A 15,990-nucleotide genomic window follows, 5' to 3' on the forward strand; every position below is an offset into this window, starting at 1 on the left:
CCTGGCATGGAGCTGTATTCGCGCGCGGAGCCGGCGCTGACCGTGCGGGCCGGGACCCGGCACACCGAGCGGCTCGCGGCGCGGCTGCGCGAGGCCCGCTGGCACTTCGCCCCGGACGGCCGGCTCGACGTCACCGGCCCGTCGTTCGCCTACGCCGGCCGGTACCGCGCCGCGGACCCGCAGACCCTGATGTTCTCGGTGATCAGCGACTCCGGCGCGACGATGGCCGGCCGGCTCGCCGCCGACCCCGCCGGCGGGACCTGGTCGGCCGAGCTGACCTACCACGCGTCCGGCGACACCGGCGACCACACGGTCGACGTCCGCCACCGGCTCGGCCCGCCCCCGCCCGGCGCGGGCGCCGGCCAGGAGATCGGCGGCATCCGCGTCCCCGCCGCCTACCGGGTCGCGCTGACCGGCCACACCGGCGGCGCCGCGTTCGGCCCGATCGAGCTCGACCTGTCGGTCGCGCGGCTGCCGGCGCCGGACCCGCGCTTCGCCCTGGACCTGACCATCGGCGGCGAGGACCTGTTCCGGATCGGCGAGCTGACCTGGATCGCGTCGGCGATCGGCGGCGACGCGGGCGACGGCGGCCGCTACTCGGTCACGGCCGCGGGCGGCGAGCTGGTCGCCCGGGCCGACGCCCCGGCCGGCACCTTGGCGGTCACGTTCACGACCCGCAACCCGGCGCCGCCGGGCCTGAGCGCGTTCCCGGTCCTGGGCGCGACGCCGGTCTACGCCACGACCGCCGTGATCCGCCTGCGCTTCGCCGGCTCCCGGGTCACCGGCGAGGCGACCGCGACCGGCCTGCTGCCGCTGGGCGGCACCACCCGCTACGAGGCGACCCTGTCGGGCACCGCGACGCCCGGATGACCCCGACACCATTCTGTTACATGATTGCCGATCTGGGGCGGTCGTTACGTTGATACGGTCCCGCGTTGATGGACGCCAATTCCCAGCCACCTGGGCCGCAGCAGCAGGACGTCAATGCGGCCAGGGCGGCCACGCTGCTGCGCCTGCGGGGTCCGCTGAGCCGCTACGTCGCGGGTCTGCTCGCGCCCAACGGCAATCACGTCGAGGACATCGTCCAGGAGACCCTGCTGCGCGCGTGGGTCCGGGCGGCGCACGTCGACTGGCGGGAGTCGCAGCTGCGGCCCTGGCTGTTCCGGATCGCGCACAATCTCGTCATCGACGCGTGGCGTAAGGAGCGCTCGGTGCCGGTCGGGGTCGGCGGCGACGCCTTCGACGAGCCGGCCGTCGGCGAGGACGTCGCCGACGTGGTGGCCGACCGGCACCTGCTGGTCCGCGCGTTGCGCCGGATTCCGCCGGCCCAGCAGGAGATCCTGGTGCACGTACACCTGCTGGACCGGGCCGGCGAGGAGGTGGCGCGGCGGCTCGGCATCCCGGTCGGGACGGTGAAGTCGCGCACCTACACGGCGATCCGTTCGCTACGCCAGGAGCTCGCCGAGGGCGAGGCCGCGGCGTGAGCGGCCGGCCGAGCGCCGGTCCGCTCATCGGCTGGCTGGGCGTCGCCGGCGGCATCATCCTGCTGCTGCTCGCGGTGCAGCTGCTGGCCCGTACCGCGGGCGGCTGGCGGGCGATCCTGCGCGGGCTGCGCCGGGAGCTGGCGCTGACCGGCCGGGCGTTCGCCGAGCCGGTGCGGCGGTGGGTGCGCTACCGGCGCGGCCTGCGCCTGCTGGTGCGGGTCCTGGGCGACGCGCAGGCGTGGCGCGCCGCCGAGCTGGCCGTCGCCCGGGTGCACGCGCTGTTCCCGGCCGCGGCCGACCGGCCGCGGCTGCGCCCCGTGGCCGTGCTCCTCGACCGGGACCTGGTCGGCGTGCTCGTGGCCGGCGCCGAGGTGCCCGCACCGCCGCAGCCCTGGATTCCCGACGACACCGACCCGCGGCTGTGGTGGATCGGCCGGGCCGACGCGGCCGAGGGCGGCGAACCCGGTGCCGGCGGCGTGCTGCTCGCCGCGATCGGGGTGGCCGGCGGCCGGGCCGTGCTGCTGGACCTGCTGACCGGGCCGGCCGTCACCGCGGTCGAGGGCGACCCGCGGGCCGGGCGGGCCGTCGTCCAGGCCGTCGCCGCCCAGCTCGCCCGCCGGTGGCCGGAGCGCACCGCGGTCGGCGCCGGCATCCACCCCCGCTACGCCGGTCCGTCCACTTCGGACACTGTGCGGGCCGCGGCGGCGCTCGGCGACGGCGGGTTCGCGATCTGCGCCGCCCCGGTGCCGCCGGTGGCAACCGGCGTGCGGGTGGTGGCGCTCGGCGCGGGCCGCGGCCGGGTCCGGCGCCTGGTCGTGGACCGCCGGGCCGGGCTCGCCGTCCATGGCCTCCCGCTCGACGTCGACGCGCTCCCGCTGGCCCGCGCGGTGGCGCGGACGATCGAGGGGCTGCCGCCGGCCGAGGCGCCGCCACCGCCGCCCGGCGCGGCGCCGCAGGCGGCGGCCGAGGCGGCGCTGGGGCGTTCGGCGGCGGGCGCGGACCGCGCCGCGGCGGGTGCGATCGCGGCGGCCGGCGCGCTGGCGGCGGCGGGAACGGCGGCGGCGACCACGGCCGTCGCGGAGCACGAGAGAGCGAGCGGCCCGACCGGATGAACCTCACCTTCACGACGATCGACGCCGACGGCACGCGGCGCGACAGCATGGTCCGGCTGGCCGACACGAGCACCGTCGGGGACCTGCGGCACGCGATCGGCGACCGGACGCTCTTCCTCGGCGCCGAGGCCCTGGACCCGGCCGCGCCGGTCGCCGGCAGCGGGATCCGCGAGGGCGTGGTGCTGGGGCTGGACCGGCCCGCGCCGGTGGCCGAACCGGTGTGGGCGGGCGGGCCGACCGGCGGCGAGCCGGTCCTCGCCGAGCTGCACCAGGTCGGCGGCCCCGGGGCCGGGCGCTGCTGGCGGCTGGGCACCGGCAGCTACGAGATCGGCGCCGACGCCGAGTGCGCCATCCGGCTGCCGGGGCCGGGCACCGTCGAGCGCGGGCTGTGGCTGACGATCGGCCTCGACGGCGCGGCGACCTGGCACCTCGACCCGGACACGGTCGGCGAGGGCGACGAGCCGGTCACCCCGGCCGTCGTGGTCGCACCGCCGGACGCCGACGCGCCGCACCTGTCCCGGCCGCCGGACGGCGAGCCGCTCGCCGGGCTCGACGGCGCCGGTGCCGCGCCGGCCGGCGGCGAACCGGTGCCCTGGCCGCCCGGCGGCGACCTGGCGGCCGGCACCGCACTGCTGCGCCTGACCCCGCCGACCGAGCCCGACGCCGCGGTGAGCCGCTCGGCGGACGGCATCGGTATCGACTACAACCGGCCGCCGCGGATCGCGCCGCACCTGGAGAGCGCCCGGATCCGGCTGCCGGGCCGGCCGCCGGCGGCCAGCCGCGCGCCGTTCCCGTTTCTGCTCATGGTGGCGCCGGTGGGGCTCGGCCTGGTGATGGTCGGGCTGTTCAACTCGTACTTCTACCTCGTCTTCATCCTCTTCACGCCGGTCATGGCGGCGTCGAACTGGCTGATGAGCCGGCGCGGCAACCGGCGCAACCAGCGCGAGGCGTGGCGCTCCTACCGCTCCCGGGTGACGGCGCTGCGCCGGGAGATCCGCGCGTCGGTCGAGCAGGAGCGGGCGGTGCGCTGCTTCACCGGCCCCGATCCCGCCACGGTCGGCCTGGTCGCCACCGGCCCCGGCGGGCGGCTGTGGGAGCGGCGCCGCACCGACGCCGACCACCTGCTGATGCGGGTCGGCACGGCCGACCTGCCGTCGGTGAAGGAGATCGAGGATTCCGGCCGCGACGAGCATCAGCGCACCGTGCGGTGGAACGTGCCCGACGTGCCGGTGGCGATGGAGCTGCAGGAGTACGGCGTCGTGGGGATCGCCGGCACCCCGGCGACGGTGCGCGGGCTGGCCCGCTGGTGGGCCGTGCAGGCGGCGGTCCTGCACAGCCCCCGCGACCTGCGCATCGTGGTCCTCACCACGGACACCGACCGGACGTCGTGGGACTGGATCCGCTGGCTGCAGCACGCCCGGCCGGGCGGTGCGGACGGTCCGCTCGTGGCGATCGGCAACGATCCGGAGAGCGTCGCCAACCGCGTCAACGAGCTCGTCGCCGACATCGAGGCGCGGGAGCGGGCGCTCGGCTCGTCGATGGGCCGGGCGATGTTCGCCGATCCCGACGTCCTCGTCATCGCCGACGGCGCGCGGCGGCTGCGCGACGTGCCCGGCATGGTGCGGGTGCTGTCCGGCGGGCCGCGCGTGCGCGTGTTCGCCTTCTGCCTCGACGAGCAGGAGCGGCTGCTGCCCGAGGAGTGCGCCGCGGTCGTCGTGGCCGCCGGCACCGAGGTCACGGTGCGCCGCTCGGGCCTGCCGGACCTGACCGCGATCCGCGCCGACCTGGTCGACGCCGGCTGGTGCGAGCAGGTCGCCCGCGCGCTGGCGCCGATCCGCGACGTCAGCCCCGAGCACGACAGCGGCCTGCCGCGCCAGGTGCGCCTGCTGGAGCTGGTCGAGGCCGAGCCGCCGGAGGCGGAGCGGATCGCCGCCCGCTGGCGGGCGGTCCCGGCCACGACCACGTTCACCATCGGCACGGGCTACGAGGGGCCGCTGCGGCTGGACCTGGTGCGCGACGGCCCGCACGGGCTGGTCGCCGGGACCACCGGCGCCGGCAAGTCGGAGCTGCTGCAGACGCTCGTGGCGGCGCTCGCCCTGACCAACCGGCCCGACGAGCTGACCTTCGTGCTCGTGGACTACAAGGGCGGCAGCGCCTTCCACGAGTGCGCCGACCTGCCGCACACCCTGGGCATGGTCACCGACCTCGACGGGTACCTCGTCCAGCGGGCCCTGGACTCGCTCGCCGCGGAGCTGCGCCGGCGGGAGCGGCTGCTCGCCGCCGCCGGCGCCAAGGACCTGCCGGCGCTGCAGGCGATGCGGCGGGCCGACCCGAGCCTGCCCCGGCTGCCCCGGCTGGTCCTGGTCATCGACGAGTTCGCGACCCTGGTGCGGGAGCTGCCCGACTTCGTGCCGGGCCTCATCGGCATCGCCCAGCGCGGCCGGTCGCTCGGCATCCACCTGATCCTCGCCACCCAGCGGCCGGCCGGCGCGGTCAGCACGGACATCCGGGCCAACACCAACCTGCGCATCGCGCTGCGGGTGACCGACCCGTCGGAGAGCCAGGACGTCATCGACACCAACGAGGCGGCCCACATCCCGGCGTCCACCCCCGGGCGCGCGCTGGTGCGGCTGGCGCTCAAGACGGCGATACCGTTCCAGACCGCCTGGGTCGGCGCACCGCGCGACGACGCCGAGGACAGCGAGGACGCCGCCGCGCCGCCGGAGCCGGAGGCCGAACCGGTGCCGCTGCAGGCGATCGAGATCGGCTGGCAGGGGCTGGGCCGCCCGGTCCGCCCGGCCGCCGAGGAGGCCGTCCGGCAGACCCGCGGGCTCGCCCCGACCGACCTCGGCGCCCTGGTCGCCGCGGTGCGCGACGCGACCGCGCGGCTGGAGGACTTCGCGCCGCAGCCCAGCCCGTGGCTGCCCGCGCTGGCCGAGCGGGTGCTCGTCGACGACCTGCCGGCGATCGAGCGGGGCGAGCGCGACATCCCGCCGATCCCTTACGGCCTGGAGGACATCCCGGCGCTGCAGGAGCGCCGGGTGGCCACGGTGGACCTGTCCGTCTTCGGGCACCTGTACGTCATCGGCGCGCCGCGGTCCGGGCGCACCCAGGTCCTGCGCACGATCGCCGGCTCGGCGGCGCGCACCGTGCCGGCATCCGACGTGCACATCTACGGCATCGACGCGGCCGGTGGCGGCCTGGCCGCGCTCGAGGCGCTGCCGCACTGCGCCGCGGTCGTCTCCCGGCACGACCTGGAGCGGCTGGAGCGCCTGGTGCACCGGCTGATCGGCGAGCTCAACCAGCGGCAGGAGGCGTGCGCGGCCCGCGGCTGCGCCGGCCTGGTGGAGCTGCGCCGAATGCTGCCGGCCGGCGAGCGCCCGCCGCACATCCTGCTGCTCGTCGACGGCTGGGACGCGATCGCCCCGGTCTTCGACGAGCACGACAACGGGCGGCTGCTCACCGAGATGGTCCGGCTGCTGCGCGAGGGCGCGGCCGCCGGCATCCACGTCGTCGCCACCTCCGAGCGGACCCTCCTCAGTGGACGGTTCGCCACCTACAACGACCACAAGCTGCTGCTGCGCCAGGGCGACCGCAGCGACTACCAGCTCGTCGGGCTCACCCCGGCGAAGGTGCCGGTGTCGGTGCCGCCCGGGCGCGGATGGCACCTGGTCAGCCGGACCGAGACCCAGATCGCCCAGCTCGTGGCGGGCGAGGACGGCCGGCGGCAGGCCGACGAGCTGCGCCGCATCGGCACCGTGGCGGCGGCCCGCGACGCCGGGATCCCGGCCGCCCGCCGCCCGGCCCCGGTCGCGCCGCTGCCCTCGTCGGTCTCGTTCCAGGAGGCGTACGAGCGGGTGCCGGCCGCGCTGGTCCGTCCGCTGTGGGGCCTGCTCGGCGTCGGCGGCGACGACGGCGCCCCGGTCGGCGCGGACCTCGCCGCGACCGGATGCTCGTTCCTGGTCGCCGGCCCGGCCGGCAGCGGCCGCAGCAACGCCCTCGCCTGCCTGGCCGTGTCGCTGCTGGCCGGGGGCACCTCGCTGGTCGTGCTGACCCCGCGCGAGTCGCCGCTGCGCGCGCTGGCCCAGCACGCCTCGGTGCGGCTCATCGCCGACGCCGAGCCGACGGCCGAGGCGGTCGACGAGGCGCTGGCCGCGCTGAGCGGCCCCAAGGTGGTGGTCGTCGACGACGCCGACCTGCTCGCCGCCACCGCCGCCGACCGGGCGCTGCGCGCGGTGGCGCTGTCCGGCCGCGACCACAACCTCGGGCTGCTCTATGCCGGCGGGGCCGACACGATCGGCTCGGCGATGAGCGCCTGGCTGACGGCGGCGAAGCGGTCCCGGCGGGGGCTGCTGCTCGCGCCGCGGGGCTTCCAGGAGGGCGAGCTCATCGGGGTGCGGCTGCCCGGCAGTGTGGTGCGCGCCACCCATCCGCTCGGCCGCGCCTGGACCGGCGGGCCCGGCGGCCGGCCGGTCACGCTGCAGGTGCCGCTGGCGGCGCTGCGGGACTGACCCGGCAGCGCCGCCGGACGGGGCCGATCGGCCGGATCAGCCGCCGTTGCGGATGGACGCCGCCATGGTGGTGTCCATCTCCTCCATCTGCGTCTTGATGTTGGTGAACTGTTCGGCGAACATCGTGATGCCGCTGATCGCCTGGGCCAGGCTGGTGTTGAACTTCTCGTAGGCCTCCTGCAGCGCCGGGCTGGAGTGCTCGAAGACCAGCCCGTCGCCGAGCAGCGTGCTCACGTCGCTCTTCAGCGTGGCCAGCATCGGCGTGATGGTCGTGACGGCCGAGTTGAGCTTCCCGGCGGTGGCGGTGATCTTCTCGTAGTCGAGGGAAATGCTGGGCATGCTGACCTCCGTGCTCAGGCGATGTCCGGGCTGGTGCCGGACGGTGGGTGGGGCTCCGGATGGGGCCGGTCGTCGGGCTGGTCGCCGGGCTGGTCGCCGGACCCGCCGCCGACCTCCTGCCAGCCGCTGTCGGGGCCGGACCGCGTGTACTGCGTGACCTTGCCGTCGCTGCCGGTCACCGACATCGTTCCCGACCGGTCGGGGTTGAGATGGACGACCGTCGTGTTGGTCGAGCCGTCGGCGAACGTGGTGACGGTCGTGTAGTCGTTGCGGTCGTTGGTGTAGTTGGTCACCGAGTGGTAGCTGTGCCCGTCGTGGGTGATCCAGCTCTCCTCCCGGATCACGTTGCCCTGGTCGTCGAGGGTGAGCTGGGTGCGCACCGAGCCGTTGCCGGTGCTCGTCGTGACGTCCAGCGGCGGGGCGCCGGGGTCGGTGGCCGAGCAGAAGTAGGGCATCGAGCCGTCCGGCCCGGCCACGCACTGGTCGAGGTGGGCCTGCTTGTAGTCCCACAGCGACTTCTCGTAGCGCCAGTTGCTCAGGCCGAAGCTGCCGCCGAGGATGCCCAGGCCGTCGGCGATCTGCGCGTCGACGTTGAAGTAGGCGTCGGCGACCGCCCCGAACAGGTCGCCGAGCTGCTTGAGGCGCTCCTCGGCCCGGTTCATCGGATCCTCGGCCATCGTGTACAGCAGCCGGAACGACTCGGCCAGCGACGAGTTGCCGAACGTGGCGTCCGACTCGCCGTAGTCCTTGTTGCCCTCGGCGGCGAACGCGGTGTCCTTGAGCTGCGGCCCGATCTGGTCGGCGAGCGTGTGCAGGTTCGACTGGATCTGATACAGCGTGTTGTAGTCGAGACTGAAATCAGGCAATCTGATCCACCCCCAGAATCCACCTACTCGTCACTCACCTCACCTGGACAACGGGACAACCCCCGGTCCGGTTCGTCGAACCGGATGGGAGGGACAAACGTTGTCCGAATGAACGGCGCGAGTCCGGGAGGTGTCACGATGCCGCGTCCGACCGACTGGGACGTGCTCGGCCTGGACAGCGACCCGACCCCCGGCGATCCCGACCGCATCGACCAGGTCATCGCCTCGCTCAACGCCATCGGCGGCGTCGCCAACGACATCGACGCCGGCCTCGCCTCGCTGATCACCGACACCGAGGGCAACTTCATCAGCCAGACCGCCACCGAGCTGCGCAACAAGGTCGACAAGCACCTGCGCGGCTTCGTGCAGAGCCTCGGCGCCGCGCTCACCAGCTCGGCCACCGCGCTCACCACCTACGTGGCGGTGATGCGGGACAAGCAGTTCACCGCCGACAACGCGCTCAGCCAGGCCCGGGGCGTGGCCGAGGACGAGCGGGACTCCTACCGCAACACGGCGCAGACCGCCGGCTCGGAGATGGCCGGCGCCGCCGGCGCCGCGAGCGCGACCATCGGCGACGTCGCCTACGACATCCAGCAGCCGGTGTCGGGGTGCGAGCTGTTCTGGGAGGCGTTCCAGTGGCTCGCGATCATCCTGATCGTCCCGGCGCTGATCTTCGGCGGGCCGGTGGCGCTGCTGGCCATCGCCGTCAACCTGACGCTGTTCATCAAGGCCGCGGTCGACTTCGCCAACGGCCGGATCGGCTTCCTGGACCTGTTCCTGGCCGGGCTCGGCCTGATCGCGCCGACCACCCGGGCGGTACCGATCTTCCAGCTGCTCGGCCGGGCGCTCTCGTTCACCTGGAACGGCCTGCGCGCGTTCGCGATCGGCGCGTTCAACATGTTCCGCGGCATCGCGCAGGGCATCGTGAGCCGCCCGTTCGCGTTCCTGCCCGGCATCCGCGACTTCGCCCGGCTCGCCGGCGGCTGGGTGCGCGATGGCGCCCTGTGGGTCCGCAACGGCATCGGCAACCTGCCGGCGTTCGCCAACATCGCCGTCACCAGGGGCGGCCTGTGGGCGATCAACGGCATCCGCGGCATCCCCGGCATGCTGACCGGCCGGGTGTGGCCGGCCATCCAGAACGGCTGGCGGGCCACGACCGGCTTCCTGGACCGGGAGCTGGGCGGCAACCGCTGGCTGCGGATCTTCCTGCCGGTCGAGGTGGACGAGCTCGGCCAGGGCGTGTGGCGGGCGCTGCGGCTGTCGGTCTTCGAGCGCGGCGTCCTCGGCCAGCATCTCTACGGCATGCCGATCCTGCGCGGCATCGGCACCGCGGTGGGCGCGATCCCGACCCCGCCGGTGGCCGGCCACACCGCGCACGCGCTGGTCGACATGTCGCTGCAGGACCTCTCGCGGATCCGGCTCGGCGACTGGGCGGGCGGCCACGACCTGTCGATGCCGAGCTTCGCGCTGCCCCAGGGCGGCGCGCTGCACGCGCCCGCGCCGCCGTCGCTGACCATCAACACCAGCCTCGGCGACGCGTTCACGCTCGGCCGCGACGCGGTGCGCCGGGTCGATGCGCTGCTGGACATGCCGGTCGCGAAGCTGGTGTCCACGACGATCGGGGATTGGGCGACGGTACGGCTGAGCGCCGCCGGCCGGGTGACGCTCGACGACAGCCTCGGCATCAGCGCGCTCGCGGCGACCCGGCCGGTGGACACCGCCGCGATGAACCTCCTCGGCCCGGCCACGCCCACCCTGCCCACCGTGCACGCCATGCCGTCACCGGTCCTCGCCGGCGGCCACGCCATGCCGGGCCCGGGGCGCCTCGACCTCACCGGCAACGTCACCGGAGCCCACTTCGCCGGCGGCACCCCGACGCTCGACCAGACCCTCGGCGTGCTGCTCAACGCGCCGCGCACGCCCGAGCCGGCCGGGCTCGGCGTCCACCGCGCCGACGGCCTCCACATCGGACAGTCCAGCGTGGCACCGCCGCCGCTCGCCGCCGGGCCGCACCTCACCACGGTCGCCGCGACCGGCGCCGCCGCGCCGCCCGGGCCGGCCCTGGCCGGGCGGATCGACGCCGCGCTCAACCTGCTCGCCGGCGCCGGCCGCCCCGCGCACGCCGCGACGGACCTCGGCGGTGCTGGCCGCGCCGCTACCGACCTCGGCGCCGGCCGCGCCACCGTGGACCTGGGCGCCGGGCGCCCTGGTGCCCTCACGCCGCCGCGCCCGCCGGACGGGCCGGCGGGCGGTCCGGGCCTGCCCGACGCGCTCGCCGGCGCCGGTTCGCCCGGCCCGCTCACCCGCCCGGCGGATCCGGCCCTCGCCGGCGCGTCCCGTGGCACCGCCACCGCGGCGCCGGTGACGCCGCTGTCCCCGATGCCGATGCACCTCGCGGCCGCGCCCGCGCCGCCGCACCCGCCCGGGCGCCCGCCGGCGGACCCGCCCGCCGGGCCGCCGCCGCCCCGCCGGCCGGGCGACGGGCGGACCTTCGGGCAGCTCACGCCGGCCGAGCGGATGCAGGCCTGGGAGTACGACGCCGGCCGGGTCCTGCGGCTCTTCGGCGACGAGGGCGACCCGCTGCGCGAGGTGCGGCTGCGGGCCTGGCGCGGCTACACCGCCGCCCAGACGGACCTGCGGCGGGCCGAGCACCTGGTGGAGCTGCGCGGCCCCCGGCCGGACCCGGGGCAGCCGGTGCCGGGCGGATCGAGCCCCCGGCCGGCCGGCCTCGCCGAGCAACTCGTCGCCAACGCCGCCGACCGCCTCGACAGCCGTACCCGGGCGCTCACCGCCCTCGGCATCGACCCGTCCGCGATGGAGCGGCGCATCGCCGCGATCGCCGCCGAGTCCCAGCTCACCCGCCCGCGGCTCGACGCCGGAATGCTCGGCCGGCAAGACGGGGCCGGCACGGCGGTGGGCCAGCCGAACCCGGGCCTGCCGAACCCGGGCCAGCCGGCGCAGGTCGTGACGAGCCTGCCGCTGGCCGACCTTGGCAACGCCCGCATCGTCCGCGATGCCACCGGGCCGCGCATCGCGGGACCGGGCGGGGGCGCCAGCCCGTGGGTCGTCGTCAGGCATGGGGCCAACGGCTCCGTCCTGCACGTGCACAACCCGGGCACGGGCGCTCGGTTCCGGATAGCGAACGACGCGATCACCCACCGGCTGGGCCCGCCGATCGCCGCGCCCGGGACCGGTGGCATCGCCGGACACCACGTCGCAACCCCCTTCCCCGGCGGTGGCGCGGCGAGCCTCGTCGACGGCGCGGGCGCGCTGCTCGCCACCCACACCGTGCGCGCCGAGGGCGGCAGCTTCGACATCGTCGAGGTGGCCGCCGACTCGCTGGTGCGGGTGAACGCCGACGGTGCGTTCGCGGGGCGGGGGACGCGGCAGATCGCGGGCGCGGGGCCCGGCGCGGACGGCAACCGCGTCTTCACCGGCGCCGGGGCTCCGCGGCTGGTGGCCCAGGACGGCGGGGCGGTCGCCAACGCCCCGCAGGTGCGGGCACTCCCCGGCGGCGGGTTCCGGCTCACCTGGGCCGACGGCCGGTTCGCGCGGCTCGACGGCACCGGTGCGTTCGTGGAGCGGGCGACGCCGCGGATCACCGGCGCGGGGCCCGGGCTGAACGGCCACCGGGTCTTCGTCGCCGCGAACGGTGCGGTCCGCTTCGCCGACAACCACGGCACCGTGGTCGCCACGCACACGGCCGCGGCCGCCGCCGGCGGCGGATTCCGGCTCACTGCGGACGGCGGCTCGCTGGTGCGGGTGAGCGCGGATGGCGCGTTCGTGGAGCGGGCCACGCCGCTGATCACCAACGCGGGACCCGGGCTGGACGGCAACCGGGTCTTCGTCGACGCCAACGGTCCCCGGTTCGCCGACGACCAGGGCAACATGATCGCCACGCATACCGTTGCGGCCGCGGGCAACGGGTTCCGGTTCACGTCGGTGGCCGACAACTCGCTGGTGCGGGTGAACGGTGCCGGGGTGTTCGCCGAGCGGGCGACGCCGCCGATCACCGGCGCGGGACCCGGGCTGAACGGTCACCGGGTCCTTTTCGATGCGGACGGTCCGTGGCTGGCCGACGGTGGAGGCGCCGCGATCGCCGATGCCCCGCACGTGCGTGCGCTCAATGGCGGCGAGTTCCGGCTCACGGCGGCCGACGGGTCGTTCGTGCGGGTGAACGGCACCGGTGCGTTCGTGGAGCGGGCGACGGCACAGATCCGGGGCGCGGGACCCAGGCTGGACGGCAACCGGGTCTTCGTCGACGCCAACGGTCCCCGGTTCGCCGACGACCAGGGCGCCCCGATCGGCACCCACCAGGTCCACGCGCAGGTGGGTGGCGAGTTCCGGCTCGACGGCGCCGCCGGCGACTGGGCCCGCGTCGGCCGCGACGGCCGGCGCACCGCGGTCAGGACAGCACCGGTCAACCAGCCTGGCGGGCTGTTGCACCAGCACCTGATAGAGCAGCCGCGGGGCGGGCCGCCGGTCCTGCTCGACGCCGCCGGCGATCAGGTCCCCGGCGCCGTCGTGCGGCCGGTGCCGGACGGCTCGTTCGACGTCGTGCCGCCACCCGCGGCCGCGCCGGCCGCTGCGCCCGGCCCCGCGCCGGTGCCCGGCCCCGTCCACCGCATCGACGGCGCCGGCACGGTCACCCACCTCGAGGCCGCGAACCCCGCGAACCGCCACCTGCCGCTGCACCAGCCGCGCGGGTTGCTGGACGGTCACCTGATCATCGACTCGACCCAGCCGAACGGCGCCGCGGCCCTGATCGGCGACAACGCCGCGCGGTTCCGGCTCGAAACGCAGGGCAACGGGTTCTTCAAGATCACCGACGACATCGGCGCCGAGGTGTTCCAGCGCCGCCCACGCCCGGCGGGCGGGGTGCTGGACTCGTACCGGCCGATCAACTTCGGCCGGTTCACCCAGCGGGCCCGCTGGGTCGAGGTCGGCGGGAACGGCGTGGAGATCGGCCACGGGGTGCGTCACTACGACACGTCCGGCCGGGCCTGGTACGACATGGACAACCACGGCCACGTCGTGCACGAGTACCGGGACGCCATCGACGGCGGCCACATCTTCGCCACGCGCGAGAACGCCGGGTGGCGCTGGTACCGCTACGGCGCGGACCGCGCGAACATCGCCCACGGCGACCGCCAGGTGAACTGGTGGTGGGGTGGCCAGCACATCGGCGCGTACCGCCGGGGCGGCTGGGTGGACCGGCTACCCAACGGCGGGGGCGTTGCCCAGCAGCAGCGGGGCGTCATGCACCTGCCGGCGCTGGCCCGCACCTACGACGAGCACGTGTTCGACCAGACCGGCCGCACCGAGGACTTCGCCCGGCAGTCGCCGCAGGGCAAGGACATGGGCGGGTCGTCCGTGCTGAACGGGCAGGCGCCGCAGACCCACCGGCTGACCGTGATCCGGTGGGCGGAGCAGCGGTCCCCGGACTTGTTCCGCCGGATCGTGTGGCGCGGCAACGACTCGCGGCTGGGCGGGGAGTTCCAGTGGCTGCACGGCGACAACCGGCCCCGTTACGCGTTCTGGAGCCGCGAGCAGCTCACGCCGCCGCCGGCCCAGGGTGCCGCGCCGGCCCGGGCGCAGGGCTTCCGGTTCATCAGCATCTCCGACTCCCGGCTGGACATCGACAGCGCCGGGAACTTCGCCCGGTACAGCGGCAACCTGCACCACGGCGACCGGCTCCACGTCGGCGACGATCTGGTCGCCGCGAACGGGGCGGCACCGGCGGCGGACGCCATCCCGTGGCGGGAGCAGAACAGCGGGCTCACCGGCTTCCGGGTGCGTATGGGCGACGGCCAGGCCGCGATCGCCCACGGCGGAGGCTGGGGGCGACCGGTGGCCTGGGAGGACCGGTTCACCGACGCCGCCAACCCGGCGCAGTGGCGGGTCGCCCGGCTGGGCCTCGACGACGGCACGGTGGTCGAGTTCGGGCCGCCGCGCAACGCCGCCGCGAACGGCACGCTCGCCAGCCGCCAGCAGGCCTACTGGGAGGCCGGCCGCGACTGGATCCGCAAGGACTTCCACGGCCGCGTCATCGGCCGCGGCGACAGCTGGTCGGATCTGGCCGGTGGGCACGTCCAGATCACCGCACACGGGCCGCAGGAGCGCGGGCGCTTCAGCTCCCTGGTCGGCCGGGACGAGCGGGCCGACCACCGGCGGTGGACCTGGCAGGACGGCCAGGGCGGGCAGGGTGACCGGGTCATCTGGCGGGGCAACCTCGGCAGCCGCCAGCCGTTCGACGACTCCTTCCGCGACTTCAACGCCAACCACGAGGCCATCCGCGACCGGCGGATGCTCGACGGCGGCGAGTACGTGGACGCGTGGCACGACGGGGCCCGCTGGGAGTGGCAGCGCTACGACCGGTTCGGCAACGTCAAGCCGGTGCCGGGCGGCATCGCCGGGCAGCAGATCCGGCGGTGGGCGGGCGTCGACGGCCGGTGGCAGGACGACTGGTTCGCCGGCGCGGTCCGCTTCCGCGACGAGATCGTCACCGGCGACATCCGGCTGATCGCCCGCGAGGTGCCCGGCAACCAGCCGATCTTCCGGATCCGCGAGTACGACACACCCATCGCCGTCCGGGACACGCCGGCGTCGCTGACCTGGCGGGAGCTGGACCACGGCAGCGTGGTGCGCTTCCGCGAGGAGCGGCTGAACCCGGTCGACCCCGCCGCGCCGGCCCGGTTCTTCGAGAAGGACAACTGGTGGGGGCAGTGGCGGCTGTACGACCAGGCCGGCCTGGTCATCGCCAAGCGCACCGACACGCTGTTCGTCCACAGCGGCGACGGCCTGGACAACCTGCACGTCGTGGGCCGGGAGATGGAGTTTCGCGGGCCGCTCACCGAGCTGCGCGGCTGGGGCCGGCGCACCCGCGAGCCCAACCGGATGCAGTGGAGCAACACCCCGGGGCGGGGCGAGGCGCTCTACAAGAGCTACCCCGTCCTGGTGCTGGAGAAGGTGCTCGTCGACCTCGGCCAGGAGCTCGTGCTGGAGTTCGCGGCCAACATCATCATCAACGCCATCGTGGAGAAGATCCGCGGCGGCAAGTTCGACGGCCAGGACGTGCTCAAGTCGTTCGCGAACGCGGCCCTCGGCGGCGTGACCCGCACGGTGACGACCACGCTGCTGCACGACACCAAGTGGTGGGTGTTCGACAAGACCCGCAACCTCAAGCACGGCGTGGCCAACATCGACCTCGGTCAGCCGTACTACCGGCGGCCGATCAACCACGACGACTACTACACCAACGAGTGGGCGACCAACGGGTTCACGCTGCGCTGGCGCGCCGGGAGCTACGACTTCCTCTCCGGCCTGCCGGTCGGCGCGCTCGGCGGCTTCGTCAACGGCTCCTTCAACGCGGCCGTCTTCGGCGTCACCGACTCCAACGGGCAGGTGCACCACCTCCACGGCGGCGACGCGGCGCGCGAGGGGGCGATCGGGATGGCGACGGGCCTCAGCGGGGCGGTCACCGGCGGCGCGCTGCGCTTCGCCGCCTTCGGCTTCGCCGGCAGCCGGTTCTTCGCCCGCCAGGGCCTCAACGACTTCCTGCTCAACCTCGTCGCCCGGCCGCTGGACAAGGGGATGTCGGCGTTCCTGACCGACCTGATCCGCACCCACCTCGGGCTCAAGCAGGACTACGACAAACTTCCGGACGAGTGAGGAAACA

Annotated in this window: 7 protein-coding genes; 5 read left to right on the forward strand and 2 right to left on the reverse strand. The window is 75.4% G+C overall.

Features of this window, described 5'->3' with window-relative positions; genetic code table 11:
* The first annotated feature begins 6 nt into the window (after positions 1–6).
* From ACQPXD_RS09055 to ACQPXD_RS09070, 4 genes are all read left to right on the forward strand, one after another.
* Positions 7–870: a hypothetical protein gene (locus tag ACQPXD_RS09055; RefSeq protein WP_432836665.1), complete on the forward strand. Its 864-nt coding sequence runs from the start codon at positions 7–9 to the stop codon at positions 868–870.
* A 68-nt stretch (positions 871–938) separates the two neighbouring features.
* Entirely contained in the window at positions 939–1,484 is a 546-nt protein-coding gene (locus ACQPXD_RS09060) for an RNA polymerase sigma factor (RefSeq protein ID WP_432836667.1), read from the forward strand.
* A complete protein-coding gene (locus tag ACQPXD_RS09065) occupies positions 1,481–2,596 on the forward strand; it encodes a hypothetical protein (RefSeq protein WP_432836669.1) in 1,116 nt (371 codons plus the stop codon). Before ACQPXD_RS09060 ends, ACQPXD_RS09065 begins: the two co-directional genes overlap by 4 nt.
* On the forward strand, positions 2,593–7,107 hold the full coding sequence (locus ACQPXD_RS09070; protein ID WP_432836670.1) for an FtsK/SpoIIIE domain-containing protein: 4,515 nt from the start codon (positions 2,593–2,595) through the stop codon (positions 7,105–7,107). The genes ACQPXD_RS09065 and ACQPXD_RS09070 overlap by 4 nt, the downstream gene beginning before the upstream one ends.
* Before the next feature lie 36 nt (positions 7,108–7,143).
* Here the strand turns inward: ACQPXD_RS09070 and ACQPXD_RS09075 are convergent, their stop codons facing one another.
* Together ACQPXD_RS09075 and ACQPXD_RS09080 are read right to left on the reverse strand one after the other, a co-directional pair.
* Positions 7,144–7,446: a WXG100 family type VII secretion target gene (locus ACQPXD_RS09075; protein WP_432836672.1), complete on the reverse strand. Its 303-nt coding sequence runs from the start codon at positions 7,444–7,446 to the stop codon at positions 7,144–7,146.
* 14 nt (positions 7,447–7,460) lie between these two features.
* Entirely contained in the window at positions 7,461–8,312 is an 852-nt protein-coding gene (locus ACQPXD_RS09080) for a hypothetical protein (RefSeq protein WP_432836674.1), read from the reverse strand.
* Between the two features lie 138 nt (positions 8,313–8,450).
* Between ACQPXD_RS09080 and ACQPXD_RS09085 the strand changes: the two genes are divergently transcribed.
* Positions 8,451–15,983, forward strand: coding sequence for a hypothetical protein (locus ACQPXD_RS09085; protein ID WP_432836676.1), 7,533 nt, complete (start codon positions 8,451–8,453; stop codon positions 15,981–15,983).
* The last annotated feature ends 7 nt before the right edge of the window (positions 15,984–15,990 follow it).

The organism is Dactylosporangium sp. CA-092794 (assembly GCF_050948465.1).
In the GTDB taxonomy this organism is placed as follows: Bacteria; Actinomycetota; Actinomycetes; order Mycobacteriales; family Micromonosporaceae; genus Dactylosporangium.

Bases quoted from the DNA above. Each gene is read 5' to 3' on its own strand.
- ACQPXD_RS09070 (WP_432836670.1), top strand. From the start codon at position 2,593: ATGAACCTCACCTTCACGACGATCGACGCCGACGGCACGCGGCGCGAC.
- ACQPXD_RS09075 (WP_432836672.1), bottom strand. From the start codon at position 7,446: ATGCCCAGCATTTCCCTCGACTACGAGAAGATCACCGCCACCGCCGGG.
- ACQPXD_RS09060 (WP_432836667.1), top strand. From the start codon at position 939: ATGGACGCCAATTCCCAGCCACCTGGGCCGCAGCAGCAGGACGTCAAT.
- ACQPXD_RS09055 (WP_432836665.1), top strand. From the start codon at position 7: ATGGAGCTGTATTCGCGCGCGGAGCCGGCGCTGACCGTGCGGGCCGGG.
- ACQPXD_RS09085 (WP_432836676.1), top strand. From the start codon at position 8,451: ATGCCGCGTCCGACCGACTGGGACGTGCTCGGCCTGGACAGCGACCCG.